The following is an 18,645-nucleotide window of genomic DNA, read 5'->3' as shown; positions in this document are numbered from 1 at the left end:
CCATGTGCCCACTCCCAGGCTCCGCCTCGGTGCCGCACCGGCGCGGACATCGGCATCGACCGCGCCCGTACGGGCAGTCGGGATGCTCGATCGCCCGACGCCCGTGAGAGTAAGGGGAGTTCGGCATTTCCGGTGACGGTCGTTCGACCGACATGTGGAGCCGTCGTGAGAGGTGCGTGACCGCCGCCCCGGGGTGCGGCGGGAGGGACGGCGGGTGCGGCTCCGGGCGCCGGACCGGCCGGGGGCGAGAAGGCATCCGCCTGGGCGCCGAGCTAACTCCGGCTGCGTAGAGGGGAGTTGCTGCCTCGGGCGGGACTGGTGCGGCGCCAGTCGAGGTTGGCCCGCCAAGGATCGGCGATCCGGTGCGGTGCATCGCCAGGCGCCGGATCGCCGCTCGTACTCGGTCGTACTCGCAAGATTCGGCAACGCGGCGAGGTGCCGTGCCGGGCGCCGCGACGGGGCGAACTCCGGCCGACGGGGCACTAGGGTGGGCGCACCGCGGGGAACCCCCCGGGTTCCGGTGCGTCACGGGGGAGGGGCCGTGGACTACAGAGTTCCCCTCGTGGGCCTCTTCCTCGTTCCGGCGGTGGGGGGCGCGGCGAACCTGGCGAGCGCGCTGACGGCGCCTTCCGAGGTCGTGTGCCCGGGCGAGAACGTGGGCGAGGACGGCGAGGAGCACCCGGGTCCGATGGAGCCGGGGGACACCCGCTGCTCGGTCCTGGACGGGACCGTCGCGGTGGGGACGCGCAGCTACGAGCAGCAGCGGCGGGTCCAGTCCCTGGAACGGCGCCGGGACGCCAGGGACGGAAGCCTTCTCCTGGCGTACAGCGCCGCGGGGGCGCTCCTGGCGTGGCGTGCCACGCGGCCGGGCCCGAGGGAGGATCTGACCGGCTGACCGGCTGACCGGCTGACCGGCTGACCGGCTGACCCGCGCCCGGTCCTGCCGCGGTGCCTGACGGGCGCTCCCGCGGCCTCCGGCCTGCGGAGCGCGGGGCGGGACGGCGGAACGCCACCGGGGATGGGACCTGGACCGGCCCCACCCCCGGCGCGGGCGGCGGGTGCGGCGCCGCCGCGGCGGCTGTCACCCGGACGTGATGCCCAGGGGGGCGAGCACCTCGTGCAGGGCGGCCCGGGTCGGGGCGTCGAGCGGGCGCGCGGGGGAGCGGACGGCGGCGTCGGAGATGAGCTTGCGGGCCAGGAGCACCTCCTTGTGTATCGCCCAGGCCCAGCCCTGCTGGAGTCCGTGCAGGATCAGGGGCAGCAGCCGCGCGAAGCCCTCCCGGGCCTCCGCGCGACGCCCGGCGGCCCAGTCGTCGAGCACCGGGCGCAGCAGATCGGGGAACTCGCAGGCCGGCATGGTGCCGATCGCCCCGCGGGCGTACTCGTCGAGGCAGAACTGGGCGTTCAGGCCGCCGAGTACCGCGAAGTCCTCGCCGGCGGACGCGGCGGCCACGGCGGTCACCTTGGCCGGTGTCGGCGGCGCCTCGACCTTGACGGATGTGACGCCGGGCAGCCTGCCGAGTTCGGCCAGCGTCGCGGGAGCCATGGTCACGCCCGTGACCGCGGGCGCGTCCTGGACCATCACCTCGCAGTCGGTCGCGGACGCGACGTCCGCGTAGAAGTCGAGGACCTGCGCGGGGGTGGGCTTGACCATGTACGGCGGCAGCACCATGAGCGCGGCCGCGCCGTCCGCCGCCGCGGCCCTGGCCTGTTCCACGGCGGTGACCGTCGAGGTCGCGTTGACCCCGGCCACCACGGGAACGGCGCCCGCGGTGACGTCGACGACCTCCCGCAGCACCCGGGCGCGCTCCTGCGCGGTCAGCGCGAAGGTCTCGCTCGCCATGCCGGAGACGGCCAGCCCGTCGACGCCGCTGGCCAGGTTGAACTCCACCACGCGGCGCAGCGAGGGCAGGTCGAGGGAGCCGTCCGACGCGAAGGGGGTCGCCAGGATCGGGGCGAGCCCGTGGACGAGGGGCATGGGGGGATCAGTCCTTTCGGGCGAGGTCGCGGACGACCTGCTCGTCGACGTCGATGCCGAGCCCTGGCCCGGCGGGAAGGGGGAAGTGGTCCGGGTGGACCGCGAGCGGGGTGCGCAGCACGCGCTGCCCGACCTCGGTCGAGGTGGGCTGGTACTCGAAGGCCAGCAGGTCCTCGACGGCCGCCGCCACGTGCAGGCCGGCGGCGAGGGAGACCCCGAGCCCGACGGAGTGGTGCGGCGCCACCGGAATGTGCGAGGCCGCGCACAGTTCGGCGATCGCCATCGCCTCGGTGATGCCGGTCCTGGCCACGTCCGGCTGGGCGATCTCCAGGGCGTGACCGCGCAGCCAGCGGGCGAACTCGTAGCGGTTGCGCAGGGTTTCACCCACCGCGACGGGCAGGTCCGCCCGCTCGCCGAGCCTGCGGTGGCCTTCCTCGTCCTCCGGGGCCAGCGGCGCTTCGAGGAACCAGCAGCCGCGGTCGGCCAGGCCGGCGGCGAGCCGCCGGGCCTCGGCCTCGCGGTAGGCCCAGTGCGCGTCCACGGCGACCTTCAGGCCGGGCGCGGCGGCCCTGACGGCGTCCACCGTGGCCAGGTCGGCCGCCACGCCGTGCCCCAGGTGCAGCTTGACGGCACGGGCGCCCCGGCCCGCCCAGTCGGCGGCGAGGTTGGCCCGCTCGTCGTCGGTGGCGCGGGGCAGCCCGGAGACGTACGTCGGCAGCCGGTCCCTGAACGCCCCGCCGAGCAGGGCGGCGACGGGTGCGCCGCGCAGCCGTCCGGCCAGGTCCCACAGCGCGATGTCCACGGCCGCCAGCGCGTCGGCCTGGTGGCCCGTGAGGTGCCCGCGCTCGCGCATCAGGCCCCGCAGCATCACCCAGGCGGGGCGCGGCGCGAGCGCGTCCCGCCCCTCCAGGACGGGAGCGAGCAGCAGGTCGACGATGTCCGCCGGCACCTCGGGGGCGACCGGCGCCAGCGCCTCGCCCCAGCCCGCGGTGCCGTCTTCCGCGGTCACCTTGACCAGCAGGGTCTCGAACCGGCGCGAGTACAGGCTGCGCCAGGGCGCGCGCACGTGGTAGCCCGCCGGCACCTCGCTGCCGTCCGGCAGGGCGCCGAGGTAGGCCTCGTGGTGGAAGACCTTGAGGACGAACGTCTCGACCGAGGTGATCTGCATGCAGTCATCCATTCTTCGGCTGATCTATTGCGCTGAGCGGATAGCCTAATGCAGTATCCATCGCGTAAGGCAAGTGTTTCGGATGTGGGAGAGCTGGTAATGGGTGCTGAGCAGGGCACGAGCACGAACCAGAGCGTCGAACGCGCGGCAGCCGTTCTCGCGGCGTTCCACGACGGGCGACCGCTCCGCGTCGCCGACGTCTCCTCCCGCGCGGGGCTCGGCCAGTCCACGACCTCCCGCATGCTGGCGACGCTGGAAGCCCTCGAATACGTGGAGCGCGACGCCGAGTCCGGCCTCTACCGGCTCGGCACCGGGCTGATCACCCTGGCCGGCTCGGCGCTCAACCAGCACCCGGTCTACCGGGCCTCCCGGCGGCACGCCCAGGAGGCCGCCGCGCAGCTCGGGCTCGGCGTCAACGTGTCCGTGCTGCACCGCGGCACCGTCTTCTATCTCGCCAACTACGAGGGGGCGATCGCGCCGAAGTCGATGACGCTGGCCGGACAGCGCAACGCCCTGCACGCCACCGGCATGGGCAAGTGCCTGCTGGTGGGCACCACCGCGGAGCAGCGGCGCGCGCTGCTCCCCGAGCTGCCGAAGTTCACCGGGCGCACCGTCGGCACCCACGAGGATCTTGACGCGCAGGTCGAGCTGGTCGTCGGGCGCGGATACGCCACCGAGGTCGAGGAACTCGCCCTGGGCCGGGCCTGCGTGGCGGCGCCGATCCGCGACGCGGCGGGGGAGGTCGTCGCCGCCGTCTCGATCTCGGGCTCGCTCTCGGCCATCGACCTCGACCACCGCGAGGGGGAGCTGGCCGGCCGCGTGATCGAGACGGCCGACGAGGTCAGTACGGCGCTCGGCTACACCGGGCCCGCCGTGTACCCGAACCAGGCCGGGCCGTCCGCCGACTCGGCGCGCACGCCGGGCGGTGTCGGCTGATGTCCGCGCTGCGCAACGGCCCGCCGTCACGTCCCGCGGGGCCCTCCCGGCGGAACGTGCTGTCACTGGGGCTGGCGGCGGCCGCGGGCGCTGCCCTCTCCGGCTGCCGCTCGGGCGGGGGACCGGCCGATGGGAGGACCGTGCTCGAATTCCCCTCCTGGCAGGCCGACGAGGGCACCTTCTCGCTGTGGTGGCGGGAGCTGATCACCGAGTTCGAACGGATTCACCCCGAGGTGCGGGTGGACCTGTACGCGCTGCCGTTCGACAGCTACGTCGACCAGCTCACGATCAGGTTCGCCGCCAACGACCGTCCCGAGATCGTGCACCTTCCGGCGCGCAACGCCGCCGAGTTCGCCGGCCGCGGCTGGCTGGCGCCGCTGGAGGACCGCCTGCGGTCCACGGACATCCCGCGCACCTGGACGCCGTTGCAGGAGGTGATGGCGCTCGACGGCGAGGACTACGGCGTCCTGCTGCTCGGCTACGGCTACACCCTCTACTACAACCAGCGGTTGCTGGAATCCGTCGGAGCGGAAGTCCCCGCCACCGCCGAGGAGATGATCGCGGCGGCCGAGGCGATCACCGGCGACGGGATCTACGGCTTCGGCGCCACGACGGCTCCCAACCCCGACAACTACACCGAGCTGGCCGCCTTCGTCGTCGGCAGCGGCGCCGCGCTGTCCACCGACGACGGCGCGTTCACCGCCGACAGCGACGCGGCGGTCGCGGGCCTCGACCTGTACCGCCGGGCGCTCGCCCAGGCGCCGCAAGGCATCCAGTCCCAGCAGCGCAACGAGCTCTTCCTCACCGGGAAGATCGCCATGCTCCTGGACGGCCCGTTCTTCCTGAACGAGCTGGACAACGCGACCGACGCGGTCCGCCCCGGCCTCAAGGTCGCCAGGGCGCCGTTCCCGCGGGTGCCGGGAGGCGTCTCGAACAGCATCCACATGCCGGCCGGCATCGACCCGCGCAAGGCGGAGGCCGCGTGGAACTTCATCGCGCTGGCCGCCACCCCCGAGTGGCAGCGCCGCTACACCGAGCTGACCACCAACCCGGCACCGCGGGCCGACTCGGTCACCGCCCGGGCCGTCGCGGAGACTCCGCAGCTCGAACTGTTCCAGCGGCTCGCGGACGAGGCCGTGTCGGTCTTCCCCGGCCACCAGGCCCACCGGGAGCGGTTCGGCCGCATCAGCGACATCGTGTCGGCCGCCGCCACGTCTTTGATCACCACCGACGAGTCGACCGCTTCGATCGCGGCCCGGCTACAGGACGAGCTCAAGCAGGCCATGGAGTCCTGATGACAACCGAACCGCAGCGCACCCCGCGCAGAGGTGCCGCCGAGCCCACCGGCCAAAGGCCGCCGACCGCGTCCGAGCGCCCGCCCGGGCTGCGGCGCGAGCACCGGCGCCGCAGCGCCTTCGCGTACCTGACGCTCTCGCCGACCCTCGCCATCGTCGGTCTGCTGATGGCCTACCCGCTGTACGTGGCGATCGACCTCAGCCTCCGCGGCGGCCAGATCGCCGACCTGCTCAACCTGGAGCGGAACCCGCTCACGCTCGACAACTACGGCGACGTCCTCGGCGACCCCGGCCTGGCCGGCGACATCGTGCGGTCGATCGTCTACACCCTCGGCGTCGTGATCCCGGCCTTCGCCATCGGCCTCGGACTCGCCGTCCTGCTCAACAAGGCGTTCCCCGGGCGCCGGATCATCCGCCCCCTGGTCCTGCTGCCCTGGGCGGTGCCGGGAGTGGTCGTGAGCGCGGCGTTCGCCTGGATGTTCGACGCCTCCTACGGTGTCGTGAACTACCTGCTGCGCACGGTCGGCGCCATCGACAGCAACGTCGCCTGGCTCGTCGACTCCAACACCGCGATGTTCGCCGTGATCCTGCCGACGGTCTGGAAGTACTACCCGTTCTTCGTCCTGGTGCTCCTGGCTCAACTCCAGTCGGTGCCCAACGAGTTGTACGAAGCGGCGCGGGTGGACGGGGCGTCGCCCCTGCGGCAGTTCACGCACGTCACCTGGCCCGCGATCCGCACAGCCGCCTCGCTGGCCATCGTGATCACGGGCATCGGAGTGTTCCGCGAGTTCGACTTCATCTTCCCGCTGACCGGTGGGGGGCCCAACGAGGCCACCCAGACCCTCGCCATCCGGATCTACAACGAGGCCTTCCAGTTCTTCGAGATGGGCACCGCCGCCGCGCTCGGCATCGTGACCATGGCGATCTGCGGAGTCCTGCTGAAGGCGGCGGGCCGGGCCGTGCGCCGCGAGTTCGGCTGAACCGGCCCGTCACCACAGGAGGACCCATGTCCACGACACTCTCCCGGCCACGACGGTGGTCCCTGCTCGCCCTGGCGATCGCGGCCACCTCCGTGCTGATGTTCCCCATCTACTGGATGATCATGACCTCGGTCGTGCCCTCGGAACGACTGCTGGTCTCGGAACCACCGCTGGTCCCGCCCGCCGACGCCACCTCGTTCAGCGCCTGGACCTCCGTGTTCCGCGACGTGCCCGTCCTGGAGTGGATGCGCAACTCCGCGATCACCACCCTGGGCGCCGCCGTCATCTCCACGGTGGTCAGCACGCTCGGCGGCTACAGCCTCTCCCGCTTCCGCACCAGGGGGCAGCAGGCGATGGGCTTCACCCTGCTGTTCAGCCGGATGCTGCCGGGCACGCTGCTGATCATTCCGACCTTCGTGCTCTTCGCCAACTTCGGCATGGTCAACAACCTGTGGTCGGTCACCCTGGTCAACACCGCGGCCACCGTTCCGTTCACGACCTGGTTGATGAAGGGCTTTGTCGACGCCGTCCCGGTCGAGATCGAACAGGCCGCGATGATCGACGGATGCGGCAGGGCGGGGGCCCTGTGGCGCGTGATCGTTCCCCTGCTCAAACCCGGGATCGCCGCGACGTTCACCTACGCGTCGATCCTCACCTGGGGCGACTTCCTCTTCGCCCGTACGCTCATGGGCAACCCCGACGGCTGGACCGTCACCGTCGGCATCGCGTCCTTCATCGGCGAGTTCAGCGTCGACTGGTCCGGCCTGATGGCCGTCGGCCTGACCTCGATGGTGCCGATGATCATCCTCTTCCTGTTCCTCGAACCGTTCCTGACCAAGGGCATGACGACGGGGTCGGTGAAGGGCTGAGCCGCCGGCACGGCGGGCGGCGCCCGACGCTCCTGGCGGCTGCGGCCCGCGCTTCCCGCGGCACGGGCCGCGTCAGCCCGCAGGACCGGCGGCCGGGGCCGCCTCGGTTCCGGCCGCGGACGGCTGCCCGGCTGCGGACGGTGTGCGGTAGGCGCGCAGGGGAGCGTTGGCCGCGGCCACGGCGGCGACCGCCGCGAGGGCGGACAGCCCGCCGAAGACAAGGGAGAACGAGGCGGAGGTGGCGGAGGCCAGCAGGCCGCCGCGGAAGTTGCCGAGCTCCGGGCCCGCGACGCCGATGACGTGCTCGACCGAGGAGACACGCCCCCGGTAGGCGTCCGGGGTCTCCAGCTGGACCAGGGCGCTGCGCGTGATGACGGACACGGTGTCGGCGGCGCCCGCCACGGCGAGGCAGCCGAGCGCCAACCACAACGGCCCCGCCAGGCCGAAGCCCGCCAGCGCCAGGCCCCACAGGCCGGCCGCGGACAGCTGGACCAGCCCGCCGCGGCGCCAGTGCGTCACCGTGCCGGAGAACAGGCCGGCCGTGATGCCCCCGACGGCGACGGCCGAGAGGAACAGGCCGAGCGTCCGCGGGTCTCCGCCGAAGCGGATCTCGTTGACCAGGGGGAAGAGCGCGACGGGCATGGCGAGCAGCGTCGCGGACAGGTCGGTGGCCAACGAGCCCCACAGCGTCGGGCGGCGCAGGACGACCCCCCAACCGCCGCGCTTCGCCCGGCGCCTGCCGCCCGCCGCGGCGGCGCCCTGCGGCGGCATCGCGGGCAGGCGGATCACCGCGAGCATCGCGACCGCCCCGGCCACGGCCTGGGCGGCGTAGGCGGCGGAGAAATCCCAGCGGGCGATGATCAGCCCGGCCAGCGCGGGCCCGGCCAGCATCGCGGCCTGGAACGACACGTTGGTCAGCGCCAGACCGGCCGCGACCTGGTCGGCGGGCAGCAGCCGGACCGGGAAGGTGCGCCGGGCGGGAGCGCCGAGAGCGCCGCAGCCCGCCTGCGCGGCCACCAGGGCGAACAGCAGCAGCACGTTCCGGTTGTCCGCCGCGGCCTGGGCGCACAGCCCCGCGGCGGCAAGCAGTTGGCCCGCGGTGGTGGCCCGCACCACCGCCCGGCGGTCGACGGTGTCGGCCAACGTGCCGCCGAGCAACCCGAACAGCACCATCGGCAGGCCGGTGGCGAGCCCGATGGCCCCGGTGCCCACCGGGCTGCCGGTCAGGTCCCAGACCTGGGCCAGCACCGCGACGTTGGCTATCTGTCCGCCGAGCTGGGCGGCCGAGGTGCCGATCCACAGATCCCGGAACGGCCGACTGCCGCGCAGCGGGCGGGTGTCGAGGAACCGGATGCGCGCACGCCTCTTCATCGCGGCGGCTCGACGAGATGGCGGCGGATGCGCTGCCGCATCGACCGCCGTTCCAGCGCCCGCCGCACGTCCTCGACGACGGCGGTCATCGGGTACGGGATCTCGCCGTCCAGCTCGGCGACCGTCGCGTGGGTGGCACGCCACTCGGCCTCAAGGAACGGCACGAGCGACCGCCCGCGCGCGGTCAGGTCGATCCGCCGGGTGCGGGCGTCGGGGCCCGGCTCCGAGGTGACCAGACCCTCCTTGCGCATGGCGGCGACGGTCTGGCTGGTCGCGGAATGCGAGCGGTCCAAGGACTCCGCGAGCTCGCGAATGGTCAGGGGCCCCGCGTGGGCGAGCCGGATGAGCGGATAGGCGAACCGCGGCCGGACCCCCTCGATGCCGCGCTCCACGTAGACCTGCTCGATCTCGGCGTCCATGGCGGCCAGGAGCTCGTGCAGCGTGTGCCAGGGGTCGGGCCGTGTCGTGGGATCCGGAAGTGTCACAGCGCTAATATAACAGCGCTGTGATAACGCGTGCGCGCACGATCGCCGCACCGGCGGCCCGGGGAACGGATGCCCGTCCCCACCCCGGGAGCCCGCCGGTGGACCGGCGGGCTCCCGGAGGGCCCTCAGGAACCGGAAACCCCCGTCACCACTCGATCTGCTGGGCGGTGCCGTCCACGATGGTCGCGGTGGCGGACAGCTCGCCCCCCTGCACGACCTCCTGGAGGATCTCGGCGGTGCAGTCCGTCTGCTCGATGTCGTAAGTGCCGCAGTTGTCGCTGCCCATGATCCGCGTCTCCTCCGTGACGAGGAAGTGGCGGTCCTCGATCTCCAGCACTCCCTCGCCCACGAACGACACCGGGCCGGTCGCCGAGACCTCCCAGCCGCTGACGGGGCCGTCGACGCCGGGGCCGTCGACCCGCACCGCGACTCCGTCCCTGATCTGGACGAGCACGGTCATGTCGCCGTTCAGCGCGGCCTGCTCCAGCTGGTCGGTGGTGCACGTGCTGTCCGGGACCTCCGGGTCGGCGCAGAACGCGCCCCCCACGACCTCCGTGTCCTCGGCGATGTGGAACGCCTGGTCACCGACCATCAGTTCGCCCGGCGCCAGATGGCTCAGCGTGCCGGTGAGCGCACCGGTGAAGCCCTCGCCCTCCGGGATGACCTCTCCCTCTTCCCGGCCCGGACCGGCTTCGGAGCCGGAGCCGCCCTCGGAGCCGGAACCGCCCTCGGAACCGCTGCCGGAACCGGACGTGCCGCCGGAGCCCGGGCCGTTCCCCGGGCCGGCGACCTCGTCTTCGTTGCACGCGGTCAGGAACAGGCCGGCGGCGGTCATGAGACCGACGGCGGCGAGCGTACCGGTGCGGCGAGTGCGGTTGACAGACGTCACAGGGGCTTTCCTTCGTTCGCGGTGTTCTCGTACCTGCCCCACGACACGCGGCGCGGCGGCGCACCGGTTCTGCGGCCCCGGCCCTGTTGCCCACTCGGGACGGATCGTTGACGTCTGTTGCACAGCGCCGAACCGCTGTGACCTCCCGGGAACGTGCGGCCGGTGCTAGGCGTCCGCGCCGGGTGCGGGGAGCGGGTCGCGGAGAGGCAGCAGGCGCGGTACGGCGCGGACGTAGACCACCATGCCGACGACCTCGACCAGGGTCTGGGCGACGATGACCACCGCCGCGACGGCCAGGTCGTCGGGCAGGGCCAGGGCCAGGGGCAGGACGACGAGGGAGTTGCGGGTCGCGCCGGAGAAGACGATGGCGCGGCCGGCGGGCACGTCGAGCCGGAAGAGGCGGGCGACGGCGAGCCCGGCGAAGGCCATCACGACGAGGAACAGGACGTAGAACGGCACGACGCGGGCCACGTCGCCGAGGTTGCCGTCGAGCTTGGGGACCTGGGAGGCCACCACCGTCAGCAGGGTGGCCGCCATCAGCGGCACCATGGCCGTTCCCGCGGCGTCGGCGGCCCGCCGCCCGGCCCGGCGGCGGGCGGCCCACGCCTGGGTGAGCCAGGCCAGGCAGAGCGGGATGGCGATCAGGACGACGAACGCCTCGACGAACGGTCCCGTCTCGACGATGTCGGTCAGACCGGAGCCAAGGAACAGCAGCAGGAAGACCGGCAGCAGCACCATCTGGGCGATCAGCAGCAGCGGTGTCGCGGCCAGCAGCCGGCGGCTGCTGCCGCCGGCGAGCCCGCTGAAGACGATCACGTAGTCGACGCACGGGGCCAGCAGCACCAGCAGCGCACCCATGCGCACGGCCCGGTCGTCGGGCAGGAAGGCGAACATCGCCGCGACCACCAGCGGCACCACCGCGAAGTTGACCAGCAGCGCGGCGCCGAGGAACCGGCCCGCCCGCAGGGAACGGAGCAGCCGCGAGGCCGGTACTTGCAGGAACGTGACGTACAGCAGGGCGGCGAGCACGGGGTTGATCACGTGCTCAAGGCCCGGCCCGGCGCCGGGTGCGGCCCAGCCGGCCAGCCCGCCGGCCGCGAGGGCGCCCAAGTAGACGCTGACCTGGTGGCGTTCCATGCCCGCGACCAGGCCGGACGACTGCGACACGTACGGGCTCCTCGGTGGGCGGGTGCGACCTGGCGGTCAGGGCATCCCCCTCACCGTAGCCGCGGCGCCCCAGGGGCGGCCGGGCGCGCCCCGGCGCGACGCGCGACGGCGCGGCGGGCGACGGCGTGGCGGGCGCCGGCGCGGGAAAACGGTTGCCGCCGTGGGCGGCACCGGCGGATCATGGCTCGCCATGATGCCCCTGACCGACATCGACCGCCTGAAGCGCACGGTGACCGACGCGTGGGTGAGCCCCGTCGCCGACCAGGTCGCCGCCGCCTGGGGGCGTCCCCCCGGCACCGCCAAGTGGCTGCGCTCCAGCGCCTGCCATGTCTTCGTGCTGCCGGGCGACGACCAGCGCTACCTGCGCTTCATACCCGACACGTGTCGCGGCCCGGCCGCCGTGGCCGCCGTGGCCGGGCTGATGGCGCGGCTGCACGACAGGGGCGCGGCGGTGGTGCGGCCGGTGCCCTCCGCCTCCGGCGCCCTGACCGAGACCGTGGACACCGCTCTCGGTGCCATGCACGCCATGGTGGTCGAGGCGGCCCGAGGCGAGCGGACCGAGGTCTCGGCACTCACGCCGACCAGGGCGCGGCATTGGGGCCGGGCGCTGGCCCGCCTGCACGCCCATGCCGCGGGACTCGGCACCGGACTGCCCGACCGCTTCCGGGAGATCCGGCTGGTCCCGAGGCTCTTCGCCGGTGACACCGCGCTCATCGAGGCGGCGGCCGGGCTCGCCGCGCTCATGGACGGCCTGCCGCGCGACCCGGGTCGCCTGGGCGTCATCCACGGCGACTTCGAACTGGACAACATGACCTGGCGCGGAGACACCCCCGTCGCCTACGACTTCGACGAGGCCGGCGTGTCCTGGTACGGCGCCGACATCGTCTCCGCCCTGCGCGAGCTGACCGACGACACGGGCCGGCCCGAACCCCGGCACCGGGAGCGGTACGACGCCTTCCTCGCCGGATACCGCGACGTGCGTCCGCTCGGCGAGGAGGACCTCGCACACCTGCCGCTGTTCACCGGCCTGAACGCCGCGACCTTCCTCGTGCGCGTCACCCGGGCGCTGGACGGCGCCGCCGAGACCCCGCAGGACCTGGCGGGACTGCGCGACGCCCTGCGCGAGGTGGCCCGCACCTACCGTGCGGCGGTCATCGAGATCGACCGGCGCATGCGCCGGGGAGCCCGTCCGCTCCGATGAGCGGGCTCAGCCGGGCTTGACCATGGTGTACGTCTCGTGGAGCGTCTGCGAACCGGTCGGCTGGCGCGTGTAGTTGTCGAAGACCTTGATCCCCCCGAACCCGGCCTGGGCCACCAGGCCGCGGACCATCCCCTGATCGGGCGTGAACAACCGGTGCTCCTCGCTGCTCCTGGCGTACGTTCCGGTGGCGTCGTCGCGCACATACCGCACCATCGTCATGTCGTAGAAGCCGCTGGTCGCCGAGCGGCGGCAGGTGAAGAGAAACGTGCAACCCTCGCCCAGTTCGATGGCGCGCGTGGCGGGCGTCGTCTGCTCGACCTGACGCGCCAGGAGCGCGTCGGTGTAGAGGTCGAAGACGAACGTGCCGCCGGGGCGCAACACGCGGTGCACGGCCTCGAAAGTCCGCAGCAGCGACGTGTCGTTGGGCAGGTAGTTCAACGCTCCACCCGTGGAGTAGGCGGCGTCGAACTCCTTGCGGAGCGGGATGTCCGGCAGGGTGGCCAGGACGAGCCGCTCCCGGTCCTCCGGCTCAAGTTTCCGCGCGGCCTGCTCCAGCATGGCCGGGGACCGGTCGAGCCCCGTGACGCGGTACCCCCGCTGTGTCATGGCCACGAGCGTCAGGCCCGTACCGCAGCAGAGGTCGAGCGCCTCGTTCACCGGCGCGTCACCCTCCGACCAGATCTCCTCGATGAAATCCGCCTTCTGTAGCTGGGAAGGCTCCTGCCAGTCGCGGCGCACCCAGTCCTCGGTCGCGTCGTGGTGCTGAGAGGTGTGCGCGTAGGGAGCGACCGGGTCCGAGGTGTGTGTGCTCATGGATCAGCCCTTTCTCGTGCGAGTCGGCGGTCGGGGATGTCATGGGGGCGCCGCGCCGAGGTGCCGGTCCGACGGCCCTCGGGGGCCTGCCGGTCTCCTCGGCCCGGGGCCGCCCCTCACACGGGCCGCGCGGACCTGCGGCAGACGACGACGGGGCGCGGCGGCGAGCCGGGGGACCGGTGCTCGACGGCGTCGTAGCCCGCCGCCCTCGCGTCCGCGTGCAGTTCGTCGAGCGTGTAGTCCGACACACCGCACATGGCCAGCGTGAGCAGGTTCAGCGTCAGCGTCTCCCGGCCGCCCGGGCCGGCGCCGCGGAGCCTGTGGTCGTACACGATGAGGGCGCCGCCGGGGTTGGTGCTCAGGTACGCCCTGCGCACGAGGGACCGCCGCTGTTCGGCCTCCCAGTCGAGCAGGACGTTGCCCAGCAGGACGATGTCCGCCCTCGGAAGCGGATCGGTGAAGAAGTCGCCGGGGCGGAAGGCCGGCACCTTGGCCGCCCCTCTCGCGGCCATGGTCTCCTCGAACAAGGGGGCCATGAACGGCAGGTCGAGAACGACGGCGTCGAGGTGAGGGCGGGCGGCCACGAGGCCGGCGGCCACGCTTCCGCGCCCGCCGCCGAGGTCGAGCAGCGTCCGGTGGTCGTCCCAGTCCTCGTAGGCGGCGAGCAGCGAGGGCACGATGTCGCCCGTCAGCATGTCCATCGCGGCCATGGAGGATCTGAGCAGTGCGGGATCGTCGGCGACGGCCGCCATGCCGCCTCCGGGAACCTGCGACTGTCCCGTGCGCAGGGCGGTGGAGAGGTTGCCGAGTGAGGGGACCATGGCCTTCAGGATGAAGTCCCCCAGGTACTGCCGGCCGGAACGGGCCAGGTGCAGGGCCGCCTGAGGCGTGTTGCCGTACCGGTCGCCGTCCCGCTCCAGCAGGCCCAGGGGCACGAGCAGGTCGAGCCACTGGCGCAGTCCGCGACCGTGCAGGCCGAGCGCCGAGCGGATCTCCTTCTCAGAGGCGGGGCCGGTGTCCAGGACGGTGAAAAGGTCGAGTTCCAAAGCGCTCAGCAACGCCTGGGCGCAGGAGTAGGAATCGGCCAGGCGCGAGATGTCGGCGAAGCCGGCCCCCGGCGGGGCGGCGAGAAGCCCGGTGTGTTCCACATGGGCTAGCCTGCGCCAGGCCGCGGAAGTGCAAACCATCGGTCGGGCACGGCATTTCCCATTGCCGGCCGACCCGCGCGGGGGCGCTGCGGAACTACGCGCGCGGGCTGGTTTGGCATTCCGGTAAGGCGCCCCGCTGACGTGGGGTTATCACCCACATGAGTGGACCACTCCTGGACCTCGCATGGGCGGTGGCCGGGACGGAAAGTTCATCATCCGTGCGTGGCCGCGAAGCCGTCCGCTCCGACGCGGCTTCCCTTCGGTTGTTTCGCTCAGCTCTTTCGCAGACCGCCTTTTTCATCGGCTCTCGCACATCGCACGGTAATTCCTCGGCAGGCCGCAGTCACGTGAAAGGAAGCGCATCATGGAGCCGCAGGCAGCCACTGAATCCGTCACTCCCCGCGACACGATGGCCGGGAATTACGATGTCATCGCCTCGTGGTTTCTCACCGACTGGCACGAGGCGCCGCGGGAGCAGGTCGCGGAGTTCCTGCGGCGGATCTGGGAGCAGCAGGGCGAGCCGGTGGCCAAGGTGCTCGACCTCTGCTGCGGCACCGGCCTGCTGCTGCGGGAGCTGGTCGAGTACGGGTACGACGTCACCGGCGTCGACGCGTCCCCGACCGCGTTGAAGCTGGCCGAGCAGCACCTCGGTCCTTCGGCCCACGCGCGGCTGGTCGAGGCCGAACTGCCGGCCATTCCGCTGGAGGAGCAGTTCGACGCCGTCGTGTGCTCCGGAGGCGCGTTCACCTACCTGCCCAACTCCACCGTGCTGCTCCAGTCGTTCCAGGCCGCGCACCGTGTGCTGCGCCCCGGTGGCACGTTCGTCTTCGACCTGTTCAGCGAGACGCTCATGCGGCGGTTCGTCGAGTACACGGAGGGCGCGCCGCGCGGCATCAACGTGGAGAGCAGGGGTCTCACGTTCTTCCTCTCCTGCCACCGGCCCGCGGTCGCCGACGCCTACGACATGACCTTCGTGCAGTTCGCGCGCAACGGCGCCACGGAGACCTACACCCGGAGCAGCGAGGTCCACCGCGTGCACACCCGGCCCCGGGACAGGGCCGTCGACCTGGCGGTCCAGGCGGGCTTCCGGCAGGTCGAGGTCTTCGACAACTACCAGCGGCGGCCCTGGAGCCCGGAGACCCTCTACGAGACCTACGTGGCGGTCAAGCCCGGCGGGCCGTCCGCGTAGTCCCGGGCGTCGTCCCGCCGCACGGCCGTCCACCACGCCCGCGGCCACCGGCCGCGGCCGTATGTCGAGAGGAAGCGATCCATGCTCGCGCAAGGCCACGAACCCTCCCTGCCCTACTCCTACCTGCCCGAGGGGTACGACGCCGCCGACGTGTGGTGCGTCGACAAGTTCCGACTGGCGCCGCGGAGCCAGGTCGCCGACTTCGTCCAGGAGATCTGGAAGGAGCGCGGCGGACAGGTCGACAAGGTCCTCGACCTCTGCTGCGGCAGCGGCCTCCTGCTGCGGGAACTGCTCCAGCGCGGCTACGACGTCACAGGACTCGACCGGTCGGCGGCCCAACTGCGGCAGGCCGAACGGAAGATCCGCGGGCAGGAGCGCGCACGGCTCGTCAGGTCGGAACTGCCGGCCATCGAGCTTGAGGAGCAGTTCGACGCGGTCGTCAGCACCGGAGCGCTCGTCCACCTGCCCAACGACGTCACGCTGCTGCGGACGTTCGAGAACGTGCACCGTCTGCTGCGTCCCGGCGGCACCTTCGTCTTCGACATGTACACCAAGCACCACGCGGAGTCGCTGGCCACGTACACGACCCCGACCGCCCGGGTCATCGAGGACGGGCCGTTCACCCTGCTCATGAGCATCACCAGGACCGCCATCGAAGGCACCTACAACTGGCACGGCCTGATGTACCTGCGCGAGGAGAACAGCCAGGTGTACGTCCGGCGCAGCGAGACGCACCAGCTGTACGCGTGGCCGCAGGAGCGGATCGTCGGCCTCGGCGCCCGCGCCGGCTTCCGCGACATCGAGGTCTTCGACAACTTCACCCGCCAGCCCACCGGCTCGCAGACCGTGTGCGAGACCTACGTCATGGTCAGGTGAGGATCGACCTGACCGTGGCCGCGGGAGCCGGTGCGCGGGCGGCGGGCGGGTGGACCCCGCGTCAGTTCGTCCTGGCGTCGCTCCGCGGGACGGTGGCACGGTCCCCGGGGCGGCCGGTGCGACCGGGACCGATGAGCCCGGCCGCGCCGGCCTTGCGCAGGGCGTCCACGCGGGACACGGCGTTGAGTTTGGCGTAGATGTTGGTGAGGTGCCGCTTGACGGTGGCCTCGGTGATGAACATGCGCTTGGCGATCTGCGCGTTGCTCATGGCCTCGGCGACCAATTGCAGGAGCGCCGACTCGCGTTCCGTGAGCAGCGCCTTCTGCGGGCGCGGGGCCTGGCGGCGCAGTTGGGCCGCCGTCTGCCGGGAGACCACGAGCACCACGCTGCTGGTGCGCCGGCTCGTCACGGAGCGGACGACGGCGATCAGTTCCTCGCGGAGGATGGACTTCAGCAGGTAGCCGGCGGCGCCCGCCTGGAGCATCTCGTGCACCATGTCGGGGTCGTCGTGCATGGTCAGGACGAGGACGCACGTCTCGGGCGCGACGTCGGCGATCTGCCGGATCGCCTCGGAGGCGTGCGGCCCGGGCATCTCGACGTCGAGCAGCAGCACATCGGGGCGCAGGCGGGCCGCGAGCGACACGGCCTCCGAACTGGTCGACGCCTCTCCCACGACGGCGAACCCCGGCGCTGTGCACAGGACTTCCTTGAGGCCGTCGCGCATCAGGGTGTGGTCGTCGGCCAGGCAGATGCGGACGGTCGGTGCGACGGCGGTGCTCACGGGGCGGGCTCCCCGAGCGGAACGCGCACGTCGACCCGGGTGCCGGCGCCGGGCGCGCTGGTGGTGGAGAACTGCCCGTTCAGGCCCAGGGCGCGTTCCCGCATGGCGGACAGCCCGCCCGCGGGGGAGCAGGCGCCGGGGAGGTAGCCGCGTCCGTCGTCGGTCAGCGTGGCGCGCAGGGCCCGGTCGTCGACGGTGACGGAGACCTCAAGCCGGGACGGAGCGGCGTGGCGCACCGCGTTGCGGGCGGCCTCGCGGAGGATGAGGTAGACCTCCTCGCTGACGTGCGCGGGGAGCGAGGCGAGATCGCCCCTGGTGTGCATCACGACGTGCACCGGCGGTTCGACGTGGCTCGCCAGGTAGGAGCGCAGCGCCTGCTCCAGACCGCCGTCGGCCACCGGCCGGCGCAGTTCGAGGGTGAACTGCTGGAGCGTGTGGACGACCTGGCGGAGCAGGCCGATCGCCGTATCGATCTTCGTCCGGGCCAGCACGGGTGAGGTCTGCGCGTGGTAGCGGTGGAGGTCGAGGCCCTGGATGGCCAGGCCGATCCCGTGCAGGACCCGGTCGTGCAAGTCACGCGCCATGCGCCGGCGTTCCTCCCGGCGCGCGGACAGCACCCGGTCGTCGAGGAACGTGGCGCGGGCCTGCGAGCCGCGCACGACGCGCGTCAGGATCGCCTGGTGGAGCAGCACGCTGATCCGGTGGGGGTCCGACGCGTGCGGCGGTGGCGCCAGCTCGCGGAGCGCGATCGGCAGGACCGCTTCGAACAGGGTCGTCCCCGCCCGTAACGACTCCCCCCAGTCGATGCCGCACCGGGTCCACTCGGCCCCGCCGCGCGGCACCCCGTCGAGCGGCGCGTCGAGGGCGGCGGCGACGTCGTCGAAGACGGCGCAGGCGAGAACGGTCAGTTCGGTGACGTCCTCCGGTCGGTCGGTGAGGAGAGCCCCGTCCCGGCGCAGCGCACGGCGCACCGAGGCGACGATCTCCTCATGGACGCCGGAACGGACCGAGAGCGATGCGGCATGTGCCGTGCGGGTGGTCAACGGTGTCTCCTTCAAAGCTCCGAGTCGACTGGGAGCGCTCCCAGTCGTAGTACGAGGCAGCCCTTTCCCGGCTGCGGACGCGTGCTCTGCCCCCGCGGATTCCCACGGTCACAGTAGGGCCTCCACCGGTCTTTCACCAGGTGTTCTCATATCACCGCTGTGTGAACGCCTCGGAACCGGCAGCCAGGACGGCGGCCGGCGGCCGGTGCCCCCGGCGGCCCGGCGGCGGCCCGGCCCTGCGACCTTCCGTCCCGTCGGTACGCGGCGGGCCGCGCCCCTGGTACGCCCTTGGTCGTACCCGCGCCTTGCACTTTCGCCGACGCCTCCCGGCGGATCGGGGTCTGCTACTGCCGCCCGGCCGCCCCGTGTCCGTAGCGTGCTCACGTCTGCCGCACATCCGTCCGATCCGCTCCGCTCGCCGAAACGGACACCACATGGCCTGGGAACAACCGGCGG

At 72.6% G+C, this 18,645-nt stretch carries 18 protein-coding genes; 8 read left to right on the top strand and 10 right to left on the bottom strand.

What is annotated here, in order from left to right; all coding sequences use genetic code 11:
- Positions 1-541 precede the first annotated feature (541 nt).
- Entirely contained in the window at positions 542-895 is a 354-nt protein-coding gene (locus LC193_RS00735) for a hypothetical protein (protein WP_226070270.1), read from the top strand.
- A 186-nt stretch (positions 896-1,081) separates the two neighbouring features.
- Here LC193_RS00735 and LC193_RS00730 read toward each other — a convergent pair whose 3' ends face one another.
- Together LC193_RS00730 and LC193_RS00725 are read right to left on the bottom strand one after the other, a co-directional pair.
- Positions 1,082-1,978, bottom strand: coding sequence for a dihydrodipicolinate synthase family protein (locus tag LC193_RS00730; protein WP_226070268.1), 897 nt, complete (start codon positions 1,976-1,978; stop codon positions 1,082-1,084).
- A gap of 7 nt (positions 1,979-1,985) precedes the next feature.
- The gene (locus tag LC193_RS00725) at positions 1,986-3,146 is read right to left on the bottom strand and encodes a mandelate racemase/muconate lactonizing enzyme family protein (RefSeq protein ID WP_226070266.1); all 1,161 of its coding nucleotides are present in this window, start codon (positions 3,144-3,146) and stop codon (positions 1,986-1,988) included.
- Between the two features lie 99 nt (positions 3,147-3,245).
- Between LC193_RS00725 and LC193_RS00720 the strand changes: the two genes are divergently transcribed.
- The 4 genes from LC193_RS00720 (at position 3,246) to LC193_RS00705 (ending at position 7,226) form a co-directional block, all read left to right on the top strand.
- Positions 3,246-4,082 (top strand): IclR family transcriptional regulator, encoded by an 837-nt coding sequence (locus tag LC193_RS00720; RefSeq protein WP_226070258.1) that lies wholly within the window; start codon positions 3,246-3,248, stop codon positions 4,080-4,082.
- Between the two features lie 140 nt (positions 4,083-4,222).
- A complete protein-coding gene (locus tag LC193_RS00715) occupies positions 4,223-5,377 on the top strand; it encodes an extracellular solute-binding protein (protein ID WP_226070256.1) in 1,155 nt (384 codons plus the stop codon).
- Positions 5,377-6,357: a carbohydrate ABC transporter permease gene (locus LC193_RS00710; RefSeq protein ID WP_226070254.1), complete on the top strand. Its 981-nt coding sequence runs from the start codon at positions 5,377-5,379 to the stop codon at positions 6,355-6,357. The genes LC193_RS00715 and LC193_RS00710 overlap by 1 nt, the downstream gene beginning before the upstream one ends.
- Before the next feature lie 26 nt (positions 6,358-6,383).
- Positions 6,384-7,226, top strand: coding sequence for a carbohydrate ABC transporter permease (locus LC193_RS00705; RefSeq protein WP_226070252.1), 843 nt, complete (start codon positions 6,384-6,386; stop codon positions 7,224-7,226).
- Positions 7,227-7,298: 72 nt separating this feature from the next.
- Here the strand turns inward: LC193_RS00705 and LC193_RS00700 are convergent, their stop codons facing one another.
- The 4 genes from LC193_RS00700 to LC193_RS00685 all read right to left on the bottom strand — a co-directional run bounded on the left by LC193_RS00700 (position 7,299) and on the right by LC193_RS00685 (position 11,108).
- Positions 7,299-8,597: an MFS transporter gene (locus LC193_RS00700; protein WP_226070250.1), complete on the bottom strand. Its 1,299-nt coding sequence runs from the start codon at positions 8,595-8,597 to the stop codon at positions 7,299-7,301.
- Positions 8,594-9,082, bottom strand: a complete 489-nt coding sequence (locus LC193_RS00695) for a MarR family winged helix-turn-helix transcriptional regulator (protein ID WP_226070248.1) — start codon at positions 9,080-9,082, stop codon at positions 8,594-8,596. The genes LC193_RS00700 and LC193_RS00695 overlap by 4 nt, the downstream gene beginning before the upstream one ends.
- 145 nt (positions 9,083-9,227) lie before the next feature.
- The gene (locus LC193_RS00690; protein ID WP_226070246.1) at positions 9,228-9,971 is read right to left on the bottom strand and encodes a hypothetical protein; all 744 of its coding nucleotides are present in this window, start codon (positions 9,969-9,971) and stop codon (positions 9,228-9,230) included.
- Positions 9,972-10,136: 165 nt separating this feature from the next.
- Positions 10,137-11,108: an arsenic resistance protein gene (locus tag LC193_RS00685; protein ID WP_226078424.1), complete on the bottom strand. Its 972-nt coding sequence runs from the start codon at positions 11,106-11,108 to the stop codon at positions 10,137-10,139.
- 220 nt (positions 11,109-11,328) lie between these two features.
- Between LC193_RS00685 and LC193_RS00680 the strand changes: the two genes are divergently transcribed.
- Complete coding sequence (locus LC193_RS00680) at positions 11,329-12,339, top strand: phosphotransferase enzyme family protein (RefSeq protein ID WP_226070244.1); 1,011 nt, start codon at positions 11,329-11,331, stop codon at positions 12,337-12,339.
- A gap of 6 nt (positions 12,340-12,345) precedes the next feature.
- Here the strand turns inward: LC193_RS00680 and LC193_RS00675 are convergent, their stop codons facing one another.
- Together LC193_RS00675 and LC193_RS00670 are read right to left on the bottom strand one after the other, a co-directional pair.
- The gene (locus LC193_RS00675; RefSeq protein ID WP_226070242.1) at positions 12,346-13,152 is read right to left on the bottom strand and encodes a class I SAM-dependent methyltransferase; all 807 of its coding nucleotides are present in this window, start codon (positions 13,150-13,152) and stop codon (positions 12,346-12,348) included.
- A gap of 116 nt (positions 13,153-13,268) precedes the next feature.
- Complete coding sequence (locus tag LC193_RS00670) at positions 13,269-14,300, bottom strand: acetylserotonin O-methyltransferase (protein ID WP_226070240.1); 1,032 nt, start codon at positions 14,298-14,300, stop codon at positions 13,269-13,271.
- Between the two features lie 364 nt (positions 14,301-14,664).
- On the opposite strand from LC193_RS00670, the gene LC193_RS00665 reads away from it, so the two are divergent.
- Positions 14,665-15,489 carry a class I SAM-dependent DNA methyltransferase gene (locus LC193_RS00665; RefSeq protein WP_226070238.1) on the top strand — a complete coding sequence of 275 codons (825 nt, stop codon included), beginning with the start codon at positions 14,665-14,667 and terminating at the stop codon, positions 15,487-15,489.
- A gap of 81 nt (positions 15,490-15,570) precedes the next feature.
- Positions 15,571-16,365, top strand: a complete 795-nt coding sequence (locus tag LC193_RS00660; RefSeq protein ID WP_226070236.1) for a class I SAM-dependent methyltransferase — start codon at positions 15,571-15,573, stop codon at positions 16,363-16,365.
- 61 nt (positions 16,366-16,426) lie between these two features.
- On the opposite strand, the gene LC193_RS00655 is transcribed toward LC193_RS00660, so the two are convergent.
- Together LC193_RS00655 and LC193_RS00650 are read right to left on the bottom strand one after the other, a co-directional pair.
- On the bottom strand, positions 16,427-17,146 hold the full coding sequence (locus LC193_RS00655; RefSeq protein WP_226070234.1) for a response regulator: 720 nt from the start codon (positions 17,144-17,146) through the stop codon (positions 16,427-16,429).
- Positions 17,143-18,189 carry a sensor histidine kinase gene (locus LC193_RS00650; RefSeq protein WP_226070232.1) on the bottom strand — a complete coding sequence of 349 codons (1,047 nt, stop codon included), beginning with the start codon at positions 18,187-18,189 and terminating at the stop codon, positions 17,143-17,145. The genes LC193_RS00655 and LC193_RS00650 overlap by 4 nt, the downstream gene beginning before the upstream one ends.
- Between the last annotated feature and the right edge of the window lie 456 nt (positions 18,190-18,645).

The organism is Streptomyces marincola, assembly GCF_020410765.1.
GTDB lineage: Bacteria > Actinomycetota > Actinomycetes > Streptomycetales > Streptomycetaceae > Streptomyces > Streptomyces marincola.
This window is presented reverse-complemented; position numbering and strand designations above follow the sequence as displayed.